At 53.6% G+C, this 21,376-nt stretch carries 10 protein-coding genes; 9 read left to right on the top strand and 1 reads right to left on the bottom strand.

Going from position 1 to position 21,376, the window contains the following annotated elements:
- Positions 1 to 287 precede the first annotated feature (287 nt).
- From IDH45_RS23280 to IDH45_RS23240, 9 genes are all read left to right on the top strand, one after another.
- The gene (locus tag IDH45_RS23280) at positions 288 to 2,507 is read left to right on the top strand and encodes a right-handed parallel beta-helix repeat-containing protein (protein ID WP_190930531.1); all 2,220 of its coding nucleotides are present in this window, start codon (positions 288 to 290) and stop codon (positions 2,505 to 2,507) included.
- Between the two features lie 196 nt (positions 2,508 to 2,703).
- The gene (locus IDH45_RS23275) at positions 2,704 to 4,071 is read left to right on the top strand and encodes an extracellular solute-binding protein (RefSeq protein WP_190930530.1); all 1,368 of its coding nucleotides are present in this window, start codon (positions 2,704 to 2,706) and stop codon (positions 4,069 to 4,071) included.
- Between the two features lie 805 nt (positions 4,072 to 4,876).
- Positions 4,877 to 5,302: a hypothetical protein gene (locus IDH45_RS23270; RefSeq protein WP_190930529.1), complete on the top strand. Its 426-nt coding sequence runs from the start codon at positions 4,877 to 4,879 to the stop codon at positions 5,300 to 5,302.
- Positions 5,303 to 5,611: 309 nt separating this feature from the next.
- Positions 5,612 to 10,723, top strand: coding sequence for an S-layer homology domain-containing protein (locus tag IDH45_RS23265; protein ID WP_190930528.1), 5,112 nt, complete (start codon positions 5,612 to 5,614; stop codon positions 10,721 to 10,723).
- A gap of 235 nt (positions 10,724 to 10,958) precedes the next feature.
- Positions 10,959 to 13,217 (top strand): ATP-binding cassette domain-containing protein, encoded by a 2,259-nt coding sequence (locus IDH45_RS23260; RefSeq protein ID WP_190930527.1) that lies wholly within the window; start codon positions 10,959 to 10,961, stop codon positions 13,215 to 13,217.
- Between the two features lie 345 nt (positions 13,218 to 13,562).
- The gene (locus IDH45_RS23255) at positions 13,563 to 14,921 is read left to right on the top strand and encodes an ABC transporter substrate-binding protein (RefSeq protein WP_190930526.1); all 1,359 of its coding nucleotides are present in this window, start codon (positions 13,563 to 13,565) and stop codon (positions 14,919 to 14,921) included.
- A 76-nt stretch (positions 14,922 to 14,997) separates the two neighbouring features.
- Complete coding sequence (locus IDH45_RS23250) at positions 14,998 to 16,065, top strand: M14 family zinc carboxypeptidase (protein WP_190930525.1); 1,068 nt, start codon at positions 14,998 to 15,000, stop codon at positions 16,063 to 16,065.
- A gap of 142 nt (positions 16,066 to 16,207) precedes the next feature.
- Positions 16,208 to 17,104, top strand: coding sequence for a helix-turn-helix transcriptional regulator (locus tag IDH45_RS23245; RefSeq protein ID WP_190930524.1), 897 nt, complete (start codon positions 16,208 to 16,210; stop codon positions 17,102 to 17,104).
- 133 nt (positions 17,105 to 17,237) lie between these two features.
- Positions 17,238 to 19,460 carry a right-handed parallel beta-helix repeat-containing protein gene (locus IDH45_RS23240; protein WP_190930523.1) on the top strand — a complete coding sequence of 741 codons (2,223 nt, stop codon included), beginning with the start codon at positions 17,238 to 17,240 and terminating at the stop codon, positions 19,458 to 19,460.
- A gap of 186 nt (positions 19,461 to 19,646) precedes the next feature.
- Here IDH45_RS23240 and IDH45_RS23235 read toward each other — a convergent pair whose 3' ends face one another.
- A complete protein-coding gene (locus tag IDH45_RS23235) occupies positions 19,647 to 20,546 on the bottom strand; it encodes an alpha/beta hydrolase family protein (protein WP_190930522.1) in 900 nt (299 codons plus the stop codon).
- Between the last annotated feature and the right edge of the window lie 830 nt (positions 20,547 to 21,376).

Raw genomic sequence — 21,376 nt, 5'->3', positions numbered from 1 at the left:
GAAGCGCGAAAGGACCAGCCGAATTAACAAGGATGCCGCGAATAGGCGGCCGATTTTTCCAATTAAGATGTAAGCGATTACAATTGGCTGATTCTGAAAGATGAAGAGAATTCGGTCACCATACGCAGTCCGGAGCTACATACTGATCGGGCCATACGCATCAGAGTCGGCGAAGCTGGAAAGGAGTTGACAAAATGAAGCTTTACACGGGAGCGAAGTAGCCGGCCATAACCGGTCACTGGACAAATTCAAGGCGAATTCGGCCTAATCCGCGGGAGGCGAAATGGATGAATCGGGAAATCGGAGAGACGGAGCAAGAAAAGAGGGAGAACGCAAAGACAGAGGCGGCACGGACCGGGCTCAGCCGGAGGCAAGCGTTGGCGTCAATCGGGTTGACGGGTGCGGCGGCGGTAGCGGGATTCGTGCTGCCTGGTCAGCTGTCCGGAACTGCATACGGTCAAGGGAACCCCGGTAATTCGGTGCAGCATTCCGTATACGGAGGGCCGCCGGACAAACACAAGCTGAAGGAACTGCTGGATGTATCTTATGTCGTTCCGACTACGATGGCGGAACTGCGAGCCGATGCTTCGCCTCATACGGATTTCGTTTACTTGGTGACGGACCCGGGGCAAGAAGGTCACTTCATCTACGATCCGCTGGACACGACGTCTTCGGATAACACAGGCACGCTGCTCGTTACGGTCGGAGGAATGAGATTTAAACGAATTATGGAAACCGATTACTACAACGTGCGATGGTTCGGAGCGAAAGGGGATAGTGTAACGGACGACAGCTCCGCGATCCAACTGGCCGATAATGAGGCGGCGGCAGCATCCAAACGATTGTATTTCCCCGAAGGCACGTACAAAGCTTACGGCCTGCTTATAACGACTTCCTGGTTTGCCTATGGCAAGGCCGTCGTGGAGAACGTTACACCGACCGCCAACAAATACAATTTTGTAAGGATGGTCGGCAGAACCGGACTTTCCTTGGAAGGCATGATATTTGACGGAGGAGTCAGCGCCGATCCGCCCGTTTGGAATAGCTCGAATTACAATTCATTCACCGGCGGTCTTGCCTGCTACCTGTACAACTCTACCGATATCCGGCTCGTCAACTGTACGTTTCGCAACAGTGTCATGTCGCCGCTGAGGATCGAGAGATGCAGCCGGGTTATCGTCGAGAACTGCTTGATGAAGCGCGGGCGGGGCAATTACGGCGACGCCGTCTACCTTTCGGGAAGCGATGATGTCCGGTTCGACCGGTGCACGGCGCATGATTACACGCGGATCGGATTCGTCTGCGAGCAAGGGAGCTGGAACGTTTCTTTCTCCCAATGCCATGCTTATGACGGCCATGACCAGTCCAGACTGTACGGCGGCGCGGAATTTAACGCGGGCTTCTGGTCGGAAAACTCGGAAAACGTCACCTACTCCCAGTGCGTAGCCGAGAACAACACTCATTGCGGATTTACAGTCGCTCCCGGCGTGAACAGACCGTACCATACGTCGACGGCGCCGTATTTGCTGGATTCGTGCGTCGCAATCGGCAACGGCCTGTACGGGATTATCGCAAGTGACAGCAAGGGGGACCGTTTCTCGGTAGCCTGCACCGGCTGCTTCGTATTCGGTTCGCGGATCGGAATGGCGATTAACGCTTATCATGCAAACGATACGGTCACGCTCAATCAATGTTATTTCCGGGTAGATGTAACCGCTTCCGGACAAAATGCGGTAGGCGTGTTGTGTGCAGGCAACGACAAGAAGGCGACGATCCGGATCAGCGATTGTTTGTATGATCATTCCGCGGCCGATCCCGCACTTCTGGCGTCGAAAACAGCCACCTCCGGCGATATTGTCTTATCCAACAATACGAAGCTGCAATTGTTCGTGAACGATTGCTCCTGCGTCGACGCCGATATCGCCCTAATTGTGAAAGCGCTTCAAGGAACGCCGACGCTCGAGATCCGGAATTGCTTGCTCCACGTGATCGTGCTCAAAGATTTTCAAGAGGCGAGCTTCGACAATTGCCGTTTTACCGGAAACGAACAATCGATCGGACAACTGACCACTGCCGGCAACCTGAATATGACCCGCTGCTCGGTAACCGGGGGGATGGAAGTAAGCACAACCGGGCGCATCCGTTTCGACTCGGTACAGGCGGTTCTGAGCGGATTGCAGAAAATCGGGATCGTCCGTAACGCGGACAATCGGGATATGATGACCGAATTCGTAAACTGCCGCTTCGAGAAAGATATCGCCGTATCCGACTACGCCATCCGCATCGAGGAGAACGGGACGACCAAACCGGCTACCTTATTCCGCGGCTGTATGTTCTACAATGCCGCCGATACGGCAACGGCGAGCCATACGTTCATTTGGAGCGTTCAGCCGGGATCGAATACGCTGTTCTCCGAATGTTATTCGGACGACACTGTGGCTAACCTTCTGAAGACCGCTGCTGTGCTGAGCGCGCCCGCAGGCAATACGTTACTCGACCTGCACTGAAGCAAAGACGTCTGGCGGCTGGACCGTCAGGCGTCTTTTTTCGGTTTCAGACAAGCGGCGTTTCCCCAAACCATCGAATCTGGTTTATATAATAGATCCATATAGCAATTAATCGGCCAATTTTGTATACTATATGCATACCAGAATCGGTGAGAATATTTTACAAAAACCAATCAAGCATATAGGAGCAAGACAGATGGCCAAACCTGACCGCAACACGTTTCAGAATCGATTGAACGACCTGATGCAATCCATCCGCCAGAACATCCTGAAGGGAGTTTACAAGCCCGGCGATTTTTTACCTGCGGAAACGGCATTAGCGGATCAATTCCAGCTAAGTAAAAACTCCGTGCGCCTCGTACTGGAGAAGCTGGTGGAGGACGGGCTCATTCACAAAATCCCCCGAGTCGGCACGCAAGTGGCGTCACGTCCACAACAAGCGACCGTCCGTTTCGGCGTATATCCTTCCCTGTACGAGGAAGCGAATATCGGACAGCTGATTGAACGGTTCCAGGAGCAGCATCCGCATATCCGTGTCGAGCCGCTGAAGCTGCCTTATTTCCAGGCGGAAAGCGTCAATCAGCTGCTGCAATCCGGAATCGTCGACGTCATTACGCTGAACCATACCGATTACCTGCATTTCCGCGAGAACAACAACCTGCATGCGCTCGAGTTGTACCCCAAGCCGCAAGAGACTTACCCGTTTTTGAACGAATTATTTGCGACCGGGGACGATCAGGTAGCGGTCAGGCCGTTTATTTTCTCACCCGTCATTCTCTGCTACAATAAAGAGCATTTTCGCCAGTGCCGCCTGTTCGAGCCGGACAGCAGCTGGGATTGGAACGATTTGCGCGAGGCGCTGGTCAAGGTTTCCTCGGCAAACCGGTTCGGCCTGTTTTTCCATTTGTCCTCCTACACCCGATGGCCGATTTTGTTTCTGCAGAACGGGGCGGAATTTCTTCGCGACGGAAACGGAAGGCTGTCGATCGGCGATCCGGAGATGATGGGCTTGCTGCGGTTCATCCGCGAGCTTATGCATGAGGACGGTTTGTTCCCGCTTGTGATGTCCTTCGGGGAGCATGATGCCGAGAAGCTGTTCAAGCAGCAGAAAGCTTCGGTGATCCTGACGACCTATTACCGGTTGAATCAATTGATCGGCGCCGATTTCCCGTTCGATATCGCTCAGCTTCCGAAGTCGCGCACCCGCGATACGTTGCTGCTCGCGACCGGCATCGCCGTAGGGGCGATGTCTGCGCGGAAGGAGGAGGCCCGCTGCTTCGCGGATTATTTGTTGTCCGAGCAAAGCCAGTCGTTCATCCGCCGCCAGTCGTTCAGTCTGCCTGCGAATAAATGGATAACGGAGTCGGAACAGCCCGAATTGCCGAACAAGCCGGCCCGTCTGGAGCTGCACAGGGAATTGATTCCCCATTATGCGTCGCTGGATCGGCTGAAGCTGTCATTCGACGAAATTCAAGTATTGGGCGGATGCCTGGGGCAATATTTCTCGCGATTGGTCGACGAGGAAGGGCTGATCCGGTTGTTTAATAAACAGCTGACTGTGTAAGAACCGCGTAAACGCGTAAATCTCATTGGACGAACAATACAAAGAAGCCCGGGTGAACGGTTACGTTTGCCTGGGTTATTTGTGGTTTCGTAGCCAACTGGACGGACAAACGTAATAAGGGTCTCTGGCAGCCTCTATTTTCGGTATATTCGGAGGACAAAGGCTAATAGAGGCGGTTTGTACCCTTTATTTCAGCCAACGGATAAGGGGTGTACCTGTTTCGCAGAAAATAGCAGCTCCAAACCGCTCTTATTTCCTCATCCAAGCGGGTATTGGGCAAAATAACGGGTACAAACCGCTCCTATTCGGATTTTTCCTGGCTATACGCAAGGCAGAAGGGCGAACGCGACCGCGAAAAACGACTTGCCCCTAGCGACCCAAGCGGGTTTTGCAAACCTAGCGACTTTTGCAAACCTAGCGACATTTGCAACTCTGGCGAACCTGGCTGCTCTGCTACCCTGGCAACCTTGGTGATTCTTGCCTCTTTCCCCCTTGCTCCTCAAGCGCCCCTTACAGACTCGACAAGACGCCAACCCCAACAGCCCCAACAGCACAATGCCAAGCGCTATGGCGAGCCGGAAGATCCGCCTAAGGGAAGCCCGGCCAAGGAGAATTACCGGTTAAGGGAATCCTCGCACGTCGCTTCTGCAACAGGGTTTTATTCCCATTTACCAGACTACAAAAAACCAATTGACCGTTTTAAAATAATTATGCTATTATTCACTCAGATTTAAAATACTACATATGCACCACAATACGCATTTAAAAATTTATATTGCACTCGTAGGACAAGGAGGAGAGACCGATGAAAACAGCCGTATTTTCGGCAGAACCGCTTCATTATAAACCGGCCGGGGAAATGAAAGCGTTCCCGCTCGAGAAGCTGGACAGCGAGCCGCTGGAGTCATACGGAGCCGTTCTGCTGATCGGCACGACAAAGCTTGAGGAGGAAACGGTTCTTTCGCACGAGAACGTCACCCGGCTGTGGAACTATGTGGAGTCTGGAGGAAAGCTATATGCGGAAGCGGTCAGCGCGTTCGATTTTCCCACCTCGCGCCTGTTTGGGTGGAAACTGGACTTCCCCAAAACCCGCAGGACGCTGGAGAAGCTGCGTCTGACCGAACCCAGGAACGGGCTGCCTGCAGGCTCGCTGCTGGAATGGGAAGGAAGCATGGCCGCCGGGTTCCCGATCTATACCGAGAGCTGGCTCGAATTCGGACCTTGCCTTTGACGGGTTCGCAGCTCGCGGCCATCGGGCGCGAACGCGCCTCGCGGGAGCTTCCGCCGAGCATGAATCCGCATTTCGAGAGTATCGCCCATGCCGCGTTTATTCAGGCTTACCTCTTTACGGGAGAGCGGGACTATCTGGACACTGCACTGAGGGGGGGGCGAGCTGATGAACAGTTGGGAAGCCTGGAAGGCGACCGACGAGAGCGGCTGGACGAATGCGGTCGCTTCGGCCGGACTGCTCCTGGGCCTGTTGAACGAAAGCTTGTTCGAGTAGTTGAACGGATCATACGATAATGAAGGAGTGCATTCCATGCTACCAAAAGCTATGCGAAAATTCCGCAAGGCCGCGGCCGGGCTGCTGATTGCTTCCGTCGCCGTCACAGCGACAGTGCCGCTGCTCCCGGCTGTGCCGGCGCAAGCCGCCACCGATGTTGTGCCGAGATCGTTCTCGCCGCCCGAGGATATCGGGACGATGGTGACAACGCCTGCCGTCGTGGACAGCTCTTACGGCTTCGAGGACGGGAAGCCGGTCATGTACACCACCGTAACGGGAAATCCGAACGTGGCGGACAACCCGGCCTATTTCAATGTGGTCGATCTGAGCAACTACGGCCTGATCCGTTCGCTTCCTCTGGCCGGTGGAGGGCAATCCTGGGGTCATGTCGTCGATGCGCAAGGTCAAGTCTACATCACCTCCGCCAAATATTTGTTCCGGTATTCGCCAGTTACGAAAACGGTCACGAATCTCGGGTCCCCCGCTGGATCGTCCACCTTGTACGGTCTGACGGTGGACGAGCAGGGAGTCGTATACGGCGGAACGTATCCGACAGGGGCGGTCTTCAAATACGATCCCCGGACGAACCAGCTATCGGACTACGGCAAGATGACGCCGGCCACGGAATATGTTCGCGCTATCGAATATTACAACGGGTTTCTGTATGCAGGCACCGGTGCGATCGGCGAGCTGTACAAGATGAATCCCGCCGACGGCAGCAAAACTCGTATCCCGTTCCCGGCCAACGGCGGCTTTACCCCGGGAAATGAGCCGACGGTGTATGCGATGAGCGTCGTTCGCGATTTTCTGTTCATCCATATGAGCTCCACTCCGAACAAGTTGCTCATTTACGATCTGACGGCGGAGGAGTGGCTGCCGGATGTGGCCGATAATTACCGCGGCATGTACGTCTCGCCGGAGTTGGACGGAAAAACGTATTATGTCGCAGACGGGAAATTTCACTCGTTCGACCTCGATACGCGCGTGTCCGCGCCGACCGGTGCGGTATTCGGCTCTTACTTTCGCAGAGGCGCCTGGGTGGACGTTCAAGGCGATCCGGAGCTTCCGGGAAAGTCGCTCGTGACCGTGTTGTTCAACGGAGCGGTAGCGCTGGCGAACTTTACGACGAACGTCGTCAAGTCCTGGATGCCGGTCGTCCCCGGCACGGCGGTCTCGATTCAGTCGCTGGAATTCGGTCCGGACGGACTGCTGTACAGTACGGGATATCAGGGCAGCTACGGGGCGCGTTATAATATCGTCACCGGAGAGAAAGAACTGTTCAGCATGGGCCAGGCCGAAGGGATGATCGCCTACGGCGACAAAATGATTTTTGGCGAATATCCGTCCGCCCATATGCATGAGCTGGATACGACGAAGCCGCTCGAACGCGGCGTCAATCCGCGTCAAATTCACGAGATCGGCTTCGAGCAGGACCGGCCGTTTGTTTTGACGACGGGGGACAATAAGCTGTTCGCAGGAACGATTCCGAAGCTCGGCAAGCTCGGCGGAGCCATCTCCGTCTATGACGGAACGGCTTGGGAGACGTTCCGCAACGTTGTAGACAATCAGAGCATTATGGGGCTGGCTTATCGCAACGGCAAACTGTACGGCTCCACGACGGTGTGGGGCGGACTCGGGATCGAGCCTGCCGCGCAAGAAGCGAAAATGTTCGTCTGGGACGTCGAGGCCAAGCAGAAGGTAGCCGAGTTTGTGCCCGAGATCCGGCAAGTCGGGGGGACGAAGCCCAAAGCGATCGGCGGCTTGGCGTTCGGTCCGGACGGTCTCCTTTGGGGCGCGGCGTACGGCACCATTTTCGCCATGAATCCCGATACGTACGAGATCGTCAAGCAAAAGGAAATTACGTCTACGGACTGGGTATTCGACCATTCCTGGGTGCCGGTAAAGCTGCGCTGGGATGCGGAGGGCATCTTGTATACGACACTCGGCAGCCAAATCGTAGCCGTTGACCCTTCCACCATGGCATTTGCGAAAATTCCCGGCACGAAAACGAATCTGATGGTGCTCAGTCCGGACGGCAACCTTTATTATAATGAAGCGTCCGTGCTGAAAAAAATTACAGTATCGAAGGAACGGCCGCCGGTGTATACAGATGTCGAGGTGCCTATCGTCAATGGCGGCTTCGAGCAGACGAATGCCGACGGAACGATTCCCGGCTGGGATCGATTCGGCTATCGGACCGGCGAAGCGGAATATTACGTCACGCAAGAGCAGGCAAACGGAGGACAAAACAGCCTGAAAATTGCCGATACGTCCGCGGCGGCCGAGACGGGCGTGATCTCGATTCCGTTTCCGGTAACTCCGGGTCTGGAGTACACGGGAAAAGCGGATATTTATTTGAGCAGCGGCCGAACGATCTTCTCGATGAAATATTACGATGCGGCAGGCAAGGAAATAAAAGTTACGCCGGCGCCGGCCAACTACTTCTCATCCCCAAGCCAGCGCTGGGCGAAGGCGGATTTCAGCTCGATCGCGCCGGAAGGCGCCGTGACCGGCAAGCTGGTGCTGTTTTGCTCGCTGGCCTGGGTAGGCACGTCTTATTTCGATAACGTGCAGCTGTTCAAAAAAGTCGCAACGGAAGCGCCGCCCCAAGGGCCGTCTGCCCAGGAGCTGGATGTTGCAAATCCCGGCTTCGAGCAACCGCTTGCCGCCGATGGTTCCATTCCGGGCTGGTCTGTCCGGAAACCCGAAACGCTTAACGGCAAGCAGGCCGCTGTCGAGATATCCGCCGAGCGGGCGAAGAGCGGCTTGAGCAGCCTGCGGTTATTCGATAACGAGACGGCGCTTGAGGTCGCGGTTGATTCCGCGCTTATTCCGGTGATCGGGGGGCGTACCTACACGGCGAGCCTGGATGTGTACAGGACGAGCAATCCTCCGGGCCGCAGCTCCAATCGTCCGATCCTTCAAGTGCGCTACCATGATGCTTCGGGCAAGGAGCTGGCTGTCGTTCCGGGAGTCGCGATGAGCAAGGAAATTACGTCTGCGATGAATCAGTGGGACACGGTAACGCTGGAGACACCGGCGCCCGCCGGAGCGAAATTCATCCGGCTGATACTGATCGGCGCGAGCTCGTATGTGGCTTCCGTATACGCGGATAACGCCAGCGTAACGACGGTCGTATTGCCCGAAGAGCGCACATCGTTGGCGGTAAGCCGCGATCCTGTGTCGCACGTTGTGCAAGGCGCCGCGATTTCGTTCGAAGTGACGGCGACGAACGGTTCGACGATTCTCGTGAAGGAAGGGGATGCGATCGTTGCTCAGGCGGCCGGGGCAGGAGAAGCGAACCCCGTTACGGTGACGATACCGGCACCCGTTCCAGGTACTCATCTTTATAAAACTTACAGCGTGGTGGACGGAATCGGCAAAAGCGGCACCGTCGACTTGCCGGCGGTTACCATACATCCGTTGACGGCCCTTGCTTTCGATACCTTGCATCTGGATATGAAGCCGGGCGGCAAGCAGTCCGTTCGAGTCCGCGGAACGTACGGTCCGCTAGCCTATGACGTTTCTCCGCTGGCCCAATTCAATGCCGCGCCGGCCGGAATCGTCTCGATTTCCGGTACGGAACTGACGGCTCATGCTGCCGGAAGCGCAGTCGTACAAGCGGTGTACGGTGGGAGTATCGCCCACATGACTGTCACGGTAAGCGAAGAGGAGCCGCAGACGCCCGTTCTGAATTCGATTGAGCTCGAACTGGCCAAGACGCACATCGAGGTCGGCGAAACGGTGATGACATTCGTGTACGGTCAGTTTGACAGCGGTCATCGCTTCCTTGTAACCGATGGAGTGACGTTATCTTCCGATCCCGGCGGGATTGTGTCCGTTGACGGGTGGAACGTTACAGGCATGCAGGCCGGTTCGACGGTTGTGACGGCGGTGTACGGGGGCAAAAGCGCTGCTGTGCCGGTCACGGTAGCTTCGATAACGCCGGAGCCGGGCGAGCCCGAAACGGACGACACCAGTCCAGGCCCGGGCGCTCCGTCAGAACCGGTACCTCAACCTTCGCCTGTGAGCGAAGGGCGGCAGCAGGTTAAGGAAAGCGAATTGCAGCCAAAGGATGGTAAAACAAGTTTGACTCTGCAGGCGGACAACAAAGAATTGATTCTTCCGGCCCACGCGCTTGAGCTATTGAAAGATTCCGAATTGGAAGTATCCAAAAATAACGTGGTGGTCCGGATTCCCGCCAAGCTGCTGGAGGAACTCTCCAAAGCGCTGGGCGTCACGGCCGACAGCGGCGCGCAGATCGCCTTGACGATCGACGTCTTGAGCGAAAGTGAGATCGGCGGAGCCTTGTCGGCAGGAGCCGGAGCTTCGGACCACGTCACGATTCGTCCGGCCGGCGAAGCGGTTCGTCTGGAACTGTCGGCTGTTCGCCCGGACGGTTCGAAATCCGCTTATACCCGCTTCAACCAGCCCATACAGCTTTCGTTGAAATTCGACGACAGCCGGGATGCGGAGCTGCTCGGCATTTACTATATCGATGACGGGACGGTACACTACGCGGGCGGCCAACGTAACGGAGATAAGCTGGATGTGGAGCTTACGCACTTCAGTATGTATGCGGTGCTGGAGTACAATCGTACGTATGCGGACGTTCCGGTTACACATTGGGCGTATCCGGCGATCCGTTCGTTAAGCGCCAGGCAGGTCGTACAAGGGGTAACCGAACAAAACTTCGCCCCGGGCGATACCGTCACCCGAGCCCAATTTGTTGCGATGCTCGTAAGGACATTCGGTCTAACGAACAGGGCGGATACGGCGATGAACCGATTCCGCGACGTCCGTAAAGACGACTGGCACTATCCGGTCATCAGCGCGGCGGTCGCAGAAGGAATCGTGGACGGGGTGGATCTGGACCGCTTCGATCCGGACAGCCCGATTACCCGTGAACAGATGGCGTTGATGCTGACCAGAGCTTGGACGAAGAAGTACGGTTCTGTCGAAGGCGAGCATGATCTGGCGATGTTCCGCGATGCTTCGGCGATCAGCGAATGGGCACTCGAAGCGATTCGGGTATCCGTCGTCCGCGGCTGGATGCAAGGCAGATCCGCCGGGGAGCTTGAGCCCGCTGCAACGGCTACACGTGCAGAGAGTGCCCAGTTGTTGGTTAACGTTCTGGGAGATAAGTAAGACTGTAAGCTTCGCAATCGCGTTATCTCGATTGCGGAGCTTTTTTTCCGTGTTGGTGGGCAAAACCAAGGAATAATCGGATTCTCCCGTACCCATGCATCTCATCTGCATCCGGTAAAACTTCAATATAATAAAAAAATCACAACGAAAGTTTCGGGTTATCCGTTTTCCAATGCCCAATGAATGGTACAATGCGAATATAAAAAGACATGAATCTAATCGGAAGGATGTTATCATGAGCGAATCCAATCAGGAGTTTATCGTAATCTCAGGTGCGAGGGAGAACAATCTCAAAAGCGTATCCTTGCGCATTCCGAAACGGAAGATTACGATCTTCACCGGAGTATCCGGCTCCGGCAAGTCATCGATCGTCTTCGATACGATCGCCGCGGAATCCACGCGATTGCTGAATGAGAACTTCAGCATGTTCGTGCGCAATTTTCTGCCCCGTGTTCCTCAGCCGGACACGGACGGAATCGAGAACTTGAGCATGGCAGTTATCGTGGATCAGAAGCGGCTGGGCGGCGGTTCCCATTCCACGATGGGCACGATTACCGATATTTCGCCCATTCTGCGCCTTCTCTTCTCGCGGGTGGGTCAACCCCATATCGGACAAGCTCACATGTTCTCGTTTAACGATCCGCAAGGCATGTGTCCCGAATGCAACGGGATCGGCCGGAAGCTGGGCGTCGATATGAAGAAGGCGCTGGATATGTCGAAGTCGTTGAACGAAGGAGCGATTATGCTGCCGGACTACTCGGTGAACAGCTGGGAGTGGAACATGATCGTGCAGGCAGGCCCCTTCGATCCCGATAAGAAGCTAAGCGATTATCCGGAAGAGGATCTGGAGCAGCTGTTATTCGGCAAGGCCAAAAAAGTGCAGGTGGATTTCGCCGGCAAAGCGATGAATATTACCGTAGAAGGCGTCATCGAGAAGTTCACCAACAAGTACATCAAGCAGGATGTAAAGGCGAAGTCCGAGCGCACACAGCGGGCTGTGGCGCCGTACATCTCCGAAGGACCCTGCTCCAGCTGCCGCGGCGCAAGACTCAGTCAGGCTGCGCTCAGCTGCAGAATTCATGAACATAACATTGCGGAGCTGTCCTCCATGGAAGTCGGACAGCTTATTCGCGTCATTCGGGAGATAGACGATGCGGTCGCCGCGCCGATGGTCAAATCGCTGACAGAGCGGCTCCAGCATCTGGTCGATATCGGGCTTGACTATTTGACGCTGGACCGGGAGACGGATACGTTGTCCGGCGGCGAGTCGCAGCGCGTCAAGATGGTGAAGCACCTGAGCGGCAGTCTGGTGGATGTCACTTACATTTTCGACGAGCCCAGTGTCGGCTTGCATCCCCGCGATGTGCACCGGTTGAATGAATTGCTCCAGAAGCTGCGCGACAAGGGCAACACGGTGATCGTCGTCGAGCATGATCCCGACGTGATCAAAATTGCGGATCATATCGTCGACGTCGGGCCTCACGCGGGCAGCAGGGGCGGTACCATCATGTACGAAGGAAGCTTCCAGGGCTTGCTGGAGTCGGGAACATTAACCGGGACCCATATGAAGCGGCCGCTCCAGCTGAAGCAGGCGTGCAGGCAGCCGTCCGGCAAACTGTCCATACAGGATGCGACGCTTCACAATCTGCGGGACGTAAGCGTAGATATTCCAACCGGAGTGCTGACCTTAGTTACGGGCGTTGCCGGATCGGGCAAGAGTACGCTGATTAACGATATTTTTCTCAGCCAGCATCCGGATGCGATCGTCATCGACCAATCGGCGGTAGGCGTGTCCACACGCTCGAATCCCGCGACCTACACGGGCATTATGGATGACGTGCGCAAGGCGTTCGCTTCTGCAAATAAGGTGAATCAAGGCTTGTTCAGCTTCAACTCCAAAGGGGCTTGCGAGAACTGTCAGGGTCTGGGCGTGGTATATACGGATCTGGCTTTCCTCGAAAGCGTGAAGCTGCCCTGCGAAGTATGCGGAGGCAAACGGTTCAAGGAAGAGGTGCTTGAGTACAAGCTGAACGGCAAATCCATTGCGGATGTGCTGCAGATGACTGTGGAGCAGGCGCTGGACTTTTTCGAGCTGAAGGAGGTTGTCCGCAAGCTCCAGGCGATCAGTGACGTGGGACTAAACTATATTACGCTCGGCCAGCCGCTCAGCACGCTTTCGGGCGGAGAATGCCAGCGTATCAAGCTGGCAAGCGAGCTGCATAAGAAGGGCAGCATCTACGTGATGGACGAGCCGACGACCGGTCTGCATATGTCGGATATCGGGCAGCTTCTCGGGATTATGAACCGCCTGGTGGATGCCGGCAATACGGTGATCGTCATCGAGCACAATCTCGATGTGATCAGCCATGCGGACTGGATCATCGATATGGGACCGGACGGAGGCAGCAAGGGCGGTCAGGTCGTCTTCGAGGGCACCCCTTCGCAGATCCTCCATGCGGAGCAGTCGATCACGGGAAAATACTTGAGAGCCTGATGGATGCTTAAGAAGCGCAATCGGGCGTATACTTGATTCAACGGTCTGTCATCTCTGCATGAGATGGCAGGCTTTTTGCACATTTGCGGCAGGGGTCATTACTTCATTCCTAAGTCGGAAAAATCCAAACATATCTCCAAGATGACCAAATCATTTTGATCCACGATTCGTTACAATACATGTAACAAATCGAATAGTCAGTAATGTCTTGCACCGAAACGGTGCGGAGCGTCTGGTGGGGAAGGGAGTGAGGTCTGCAATCAGGCTGATTTTGAAAGCGTTTTATCAACATTGTTTGACGATTTGGAGATGCATTTCATTAGTTCTTATTCAGGGGGTAACGACATGTTCAAAAAGATGCTCGTTTCGATTTCAATCGGAATGCTGACAGTCAGTCTGGCTGCTTGCAGCGGGAACAAGCAGGATGAGGCAGGGAATGGGCAAGGACAAAGCCCGGAGCCGGCCCCACGCGCGGTGGAAACGGAAAAGAAACCAGAGCCTGTCACATTAAGCGTATTTGCTGGACCAGGTTCGTTCAGTGTTGATGAATTCAAGTCGTATTTTGTTCCTGCAATCGAGAAAAAATTTCCGCACATCACCTTGGAGTATGTGACAGGAAATCCAGCCCAGATGCTTGCCGCCGGAAGCTTCCCGGACATTGGGATGGGTGGCATAGGAGGATTGATCGGCTGGAAAGAGCTGGCTCTCCCGCTGGATCTGAACGAACCTGCGAAAAAACGTCAGGCGGACCTGAATGTGTACCACAAAGAAGGTCTAAATGCGATTCGAACATACAGCGACCGCGGCGAGCTGTTTGCCTTGCCGATGTGGATTAACGTGTATGCAACACTGTACAACAAAGACATTTTCGATAAGTTCGGAGCAGCGTACTTGACGGATGGGATGACATGGGAACAAATGAAGGAGATCGCAGTCAAATTGACGCGGAATGTCGATGGAGAGCAGTACAGAGGCCTCTCGATCGGCGGCATCGACCTGCTCGGTGAACAGAAGCGACTGAAAATTGTCGATGAAAAGACGAATAAAGCGGTGTTTCATACGGATGAATGGAACAAAATCTTTCAGCTTGGTAAAGACATCGTCTCGATTCCAGGCAATGGCGTAGCGAATCCGACACAGATCTGGAGAGATTCGCCTGCCTTTTTTGATACCGGGAAATTGGCAATCGTCCCCTACTTCGGGTCGATGGTTACGAAGGCAGCCACATTGACGCAGGAAAATAAAATGACCTTTCAATGGGATATCGTCTCGTATCCCGTTCACAAGGACTATCCGGGAATGGGGCCGCAATTTGATGCACAAGTGTATTTTGTATCCAGAACGAGCAAACATCAGGAGCAAGCATTTGATGTCATTTATCATATGACCAGTAATCCTGAGGTACAGACGAGAATTGCCAATATCGCCAAAGCAAGACCTTCCATTCAGCTGGCCACTCCTGTGGAGCAACTTTATGGCACACAGTTCCCTGTGCTCAAAGACAAAAACGTCAAAGGGATCTTCAAAACGATTCCGACCGAACGAAATACTACGACTCCTTACAATGCGTTGTCGAGCGCAGCGCTTCTGCGAGGCTTCGCAGCGTACGTGACAGGAACGGAGGATGTCAATACCGTGCTGCGAAAAGCGCAAGATGAGGCGAATGCGGAAATTGAAGTAAAGAAATCGCAAAAGAAAGAATGACACACGCAGCTGGACCATTCGGATCGTTCCGATTCTCCTATTAGATAAATCGCGTAATGCAGAAAGGATGTAAGGCATGGCATTGCAGCATGATGTATTGACCCCTCTTTATCCGGTACCGGATTGGTGGCAGTCCAGCGTGGAGGAGGTGGACCAGTTGTTATCCAAAGACGTAGCTCTGGGGGAAGTGAGAACAATCTCGGTTTCTCCGGGCGGTCGCTCTGTTCGCGCCGTATGTTACGGGGATGCAGAACCAAAATTACGAGGTTTGGCCAACTTCAATTCCGCGATGGGCGCAGGGGATCCTGACGCATATTTCAAGCGCCGTGAACGCAAGCGTCCTGTTCTATTCGTTGTGGCAGGCGTACATGGGCATGAGGTGGAAGGGGTTGCAAGCGCATTGTCCCTCATTCAGCTGATGGAAACAGGTAAGGATGCGAGAGGAAAAGAACAACAGGCACTCAGGAAAAAGATGCAGCAGTGCCGGGTCATCATCATTCCGCTTGCCAACCCGGACGGGCGCATTCGTGTACCGTATCGCGGATGGGTAGGACTGACGTCAGAGGAAATGACATTGCGGGGTCAAGGCTGCCGCAAAAATGGAGAGCTGTATCGGTGGAGAGGCAGCAAATCCGTACATCCGATGGTCGGTAATGTTGGATTGTTAGGGGCTTATTTTGACGATAACGGTGTTAATATGATGCATGACGATTGGGCGAATCCGATGAGCGAAACAACGAAGGCACTGCTGCAGCTTGTAGCGAACGAAGGGCCGGATTGCGTACTCAATTTACACAGCTATGCGCATTATCCTGCACTGCTGCAATCCGCATACGTCCCGCAAGCGTACCAGCAGCGCGTCTATGACGTCGCTCAAATGCTGTACGCCCGATTGCATCAAGCGGGTTTCCGGCACGCGTCTTTGTCCAGCAATGCACTGCGTGTCGGAGTGGAGGAAGACGTTCATTTGGGGATGAACTTGCAAAGCATGTTCTTTCATGTTGGCGCGGCCTTCGGCTTGTTGTTTGAAAGCCCGCATGGAGTAGGGGAACTGGCGGAACAGTTTGATTATGATGATATATTGGAAGTCCATCTTCATTTATTTGAAGCAGCAGTGGATGATGTGCTGCTGCGCCACAATTAGAGAAGGGAAGGCAGCGCTGAAACCGCCAGGTGAACAGTCTTGGCGGTTCTTTTTGTTTAGGAAACACGAATCTGGTATATTTTTCTTGATGCAGCCTCCATAGAGGGAGCGCTATCAATTACTTGGAAAAAGGAGAAATGAGATGGCTTCTTTTGCAATGATGGTTGACTCGATGCCAAGATCGGCCTTTCACTCCATGGCGCCTAACATACACTGGGCGAAACGAATCCATTCCGCGATCTATCAAATCGACAAGAGAAGAATCTATGACTTCGAATTGCTGTATGTACTGAAAGGGGAAATACAGGCGCGAGTAGGGGAGCATGCCTTCCTTGTCCCTGCAGGAAAATTGCTTTATCTCCCAGCCAACGTGTATCATTCCATTCATTTCCATACCGACTTGTCCTTCATCGGGATTCATTTCGACTACTTTGGCGAGATGACCTTGACTGACGGTGATGAAATTGTAGTCAATGAGGCTGCTTGCAACGACAACCTGTTTTGCACAGAGCCTTCTCTTCCGTTCGGACCGCTGTTTCGTCAGCATCTCCTCAATGCCCCTGCCGAAACAGCCAGCATGATGGACAGAATTGTAGACGAATTTACAGCCAAAAAAGCAGGTTATGGTCTCGTTTGTAGAGGACTGCTTCTGCAAATTCTCGTGATGCTGCTGCGCGATCAGGATGAAGCCGAGAGACAAGTGCATCCGGTCTATGGAAAGACGATTGTCCAGCTTGCGGACCGGATGGAAGCGAACTGTGCGGCAGACTGGTCGAGTCACGCAATTTCGAACGAGTTGAAACTGAGCCCAGACTATGCCGCCAAAGTATTTAAGGAAACGATCGGAGTGCCGCCGGGGAGATACATCCAACAAATTCGTCACCAGGCAGCCAAAAAAATGCTCCGGGAAACAGACGCGACCATTGAAACGATTGGCAAACAAGTCGGTTACGACGACCTGCATTATTTCAATCGCATTTTCCATAAGCTAGAAGGAATTCCCCCGGGGAATTATCGCAAAATGATGGCGATTGTTTGATTGCCGCTGATGGACCAACAGAGCGGAAAATTCCAAATCATGGACCAGGTTCTCCAAATCCTTTTAGTCCCCGATCGATTACAATGACGGTATCGGCTCTGATAAAGAATTGGATTCGAAAGGGTGATTGGCAATGGAGGAGAAGATACGTTTCGTGCAGCAAGGCATGAAAGCGGTTACCAGAAGGCGGTTTCTGTATGGATTGACTGGGTTGGGAGCTGTTATGGCTGCTAAGCCGGTGATGTCGTTTGTGGGTCAAGGAAATACAGTAACTGGTGCGACATACGGCGGGGAAGTCGAGCACCATTCCCATGATCATGCGATTTGTCACCGGTACGCCTCAATCGCTGCGATGAAACAGGATATGCACCTGTCTGCGGGGATGCTGGTTTGCACAGTCGGTTACTATGAGGCGGGTGACGGCGGTTGTGCTGAATATATCATTCAAGCAAGCTCTTTGCCCGATGATGGGGGGAGCGTTATCCATTTGCAGAACGGCTTGCAGGCAATCCTGATCGCGTGTGAACAGATCAATTGCAAACAGTTCGGCGCTGTCGGCGATGGCGCTGCAGACGATACGGCCGCGCTGCAAGCTGCGATTGATGTCGCAATCGTCCGATCTAAACCGCTGCGGGCAATTCAGGGAGAGACGTACAAGATCAGCAGTCCACTCGTCATTAACGGCTCGCTGGATGCGGATTTTGTTGGGGTTGTCATTGATGCGACAGAGCTTCCAGCTGCGACGTCTCTCAATCAGATTCGAGCCATTTATGTGACAGGGTCCATCGGGGCGAGCACGTCCGTTACGACTAATATTCCGAGTGGATCAAGTCAAGTTGCGCTCACCTCTACAGCCGGATTAAGCGCGGGGGATCTCCTATTACTCTCATCGGATCAGCCGATGATGGATGGTTACGGAAGGGTCGGCTCCAAGCGGGGGGAACTACAGCGTATTTTCGCTGTGGACAGTGCGACGCAGCTGACATTGGCGGGTCAAACGTCCTTTTCATACGCGGCCGCTTCCAATACGATCGTTCGCCGCATCGTCCCGGTAGTCCAGCCGAGGCTGCGCAACTTGAACATCATATGCGGCGGAGTGAGGTCTGGTCATAGTGGTATTCGAATCGACTATGCGGTTCAGTTTGAGCTGGACAATGTCAGTATCGATGGAGGGGAAGATTCGGGGATCCAGACGTTTTATTGTGACGGCGGTACGATTCGCAATGGCACGGTCCGCAACTCTACGTCTCCGGCAGCAATACCGAATGTGACGACAGGCTATGGGGTTGTGCTGTACAATGCGACGCGTTATGTCATCATTGACGGTGTCACCTTCCGCAATTGTCGGCGCGGAGTCACAGGGGGCAACTTGTACCCGGCAATCCACTGCACGATCAAACATTGCCGCGTCGAAGGCGGGAAAAACGGTCTGGGCAATCATGAACCGTGTTTCTGGTGGCTCATTCACGACAATACGGTCACCAATGTGGATGAAGTCGGCTTCTTGATACGAGGGCAGTACACCAAGGTTTACCGCAATCAAGTGTTCGGCGCTCGGGGACACGGCATCCGGATCCGCACTTACTACCCAAATCCGCAGGGAGTGGAAGGGACCGAATTGATCGATAATGTAGTAACCAACGTGGGGTATTATGGCATTTATTTGGATGGTGATGCCACAGATGGACGAGTAGGTCATGTGCAAATTCGCGGCGGCCGGTTGCACAACTGCGGCGCAGGAAGCATATACGGTCGACGCTGTTCAGACGTGCTCATTGACGGAGTGGAATGCAAGGGGCAGACGACGTTGTTCGCGACTGATGGCAACGGCATTTACTTCAACGGTTCGGCAGCGGAGGGGGATCGCTGCAAGGGCATCACGATCAGCAATGTGTATGTTCCTGCACCACTGAGGAATGGTTTGCAATTTCGATACTGCGACAATATCGAAATTGCAAACAGCAGGGTCACAGATGCTGCAAGCTACGGCATCAACGTGCTGCACGCCACTCAAATTGGGATCACCGGCGGTTTTTATGAGGCAAATGGCAACAATTATTGCTGTGGCATCTATGTGAAAAACAGCAGCGGCATCCGGGTAAGCGGCGTTTCATTAGCAGGGGCGCTGTCGAATACAGGAAGCCATGCGATCGTCTGCACAGCGGCCTCCCCAGAAACAAGCACCGACCATGAAATTACCGGATGCCGGATGAGCAATTTCAACAAAGCAGTCTATATATTCGATACAGGAGCAAACCACAGCGTAGTAACCGGAAATAACGCCCGGGCTTGCAGCAGTGGAACAAAATTCGATATCGCCAGCAGCAGCCAGGTCATGGCGAATAATTTAATCTGAGTTGCTAGCGCTTTGTAGACTGATCGCGAAATGTGATGAATGCGGTGCATCTTTGTTCCTGTTCACTCGTTCTGTACTCTTTTCTGGGATGGATTCGCATTGAAGTAACAGAGAACGAGAGTTTAATGAAACACAAAGGCAGCCGGACAGAACACGTTCGGCTGCCTTTGCTCAACAGTAGGGTATTTAGAAGCTTTTTTGTAAGAAATCATAACCTTGCTCGAGAGCTTCGATCGGCGGACGATGCCCGCTAGCGTGATTGATAAAGAGATACTGCGACGGATTGGAATAACCCGCCCGTATAATACCGTCCAGCGCATCTTCATTGTCGTACAGCCCTGCGATCAGAACAAACGGCTTCATCCCGCCTAGGCGCATAAGCTCTGCATGATCCATATCCGCGGCTTTCAGTGCATCAAGCTTGTCTCCCCAATACCACGGTTCATTCCAATTCGAGCGATCCCATTCAAGCCCGAAATCACTGCATAGCATGGCTTTGATCCGGTGGTCCAGACACCCTGTATATAAAGCCATCTTCCCGCCAAGCGAATGCCCCGCTATCCCGATCCGATCGTGATCGACCCGAGAGTCCGCGCACAGAAGGTCCACCAGAAGCTGGGTATCCGCTATCAGCTTGCCGATGCCTGTCCACTCCGGGTGGTCCTGAAGCAGACTGTCGGCGGCGTGCCGCCAACGGGAGAAATCCCGGCGTTCCAGTTCGAACTCCCGGTAGGTCAGGTGATAAGCATCCGCGGAGACAACCGCATATCCGCGGCGTACCAGTTGCAGAGCCATCGCAATGTCAGGCTCGTCGGTTGGCTCGAGCGTGTCGAGATCGTACCCGGCCATACGGTCGGGATAGTAAAACGGAACGACTACCGCCGGCAATTTGCCGTTGATCGTTTTCGGCAGCATCAATAGTGTCCGTTGCACGGTACCCGGACCGTTTGCCTGCTCATACAGCTCACCAACAAACTCGGCCGTCTCTATTTTGCGAATAAGACGCAGACGACGTTCGTAGTCATAATGATCCGGCTTGCCGATCATATCGAGCCACTTTTGAGCAAGGTTTATTAATTCAGTCATCTCGGTTCTCCTTGTATTGGAATCTATTGTATCGATCTGATCCTCTCGAAACTGAATTCTCCATAAGAACCGAATTCCCTCTTTTCTGTAAAAGGAGTTGCAGCTGTCGATGATTAGGGAGGCGAGTATAGGCCGCTCTAAGGTAGGAATCGTAGGCGATGCGAACGAACCGATTACAACTTTATGTTAATGTCATTAATATTAAATGAGATTAATCAAATAAATCTATGATTTGCAAAACTGCAGAAACGCCCGGTTCGGCAAGATCTATGGGAATAACCCGTCCGGGACATGATTATCATCAATGGGGCTAACACAGATGGCCAGACGAGAACATCCCCATTGCGCCGGACCGCAATACCGTATCCATATGCGAAGGGAAGTAAATGACGTTTCAAGCTGTAGAGTCAATCGGAGTCGGTCATTTATGTAACTATAGATCGGAAGGTTGGATATCGAGCCGAACTGGTGCGAGCAAGTTTCCGATGTCAGAGGTCAAGTCGACTATAGTGCTTTTTACAAATTGAACAGGTGGTTTGAATCTCCGCGCGAGAAAACAACCCCCATTTTCCTAGATACGTTTATTCAATTGGCGGAACAGGAGTTGATAGACGTAATCGAACAGGATAAGTCGATCGATCAGGCTTTGAACGATTTACAGGAAAGCGCCAAAGATGCTATGTGACCGTATTAAAGAAGCAGGTTCCGAATCATGACGATTGCGGTTCCTGCTTCGACTATTAATGTGTGTGTGGAAGGAAAGCCAGACCCGTGTGACGAGGATCAAGATCCCCTCACTTCGAAGTACTGAACGTCCGGAGGCAGCTAGG

It is taken from the genome of Paenibacillus oceani (assembly GCF_014705615.1).
Taxonomy (GTDB): Bacteria; Bacillota; Bacilli; order Paenibacillales; family NBRC-103111; genus Paenibacillus_AB; species Paenibacillus_AB oceani.
Note: the sequence above shows the minus strand (reverse complement) of the source record. Positions and strands in the feature narration are given on the sequence as shown.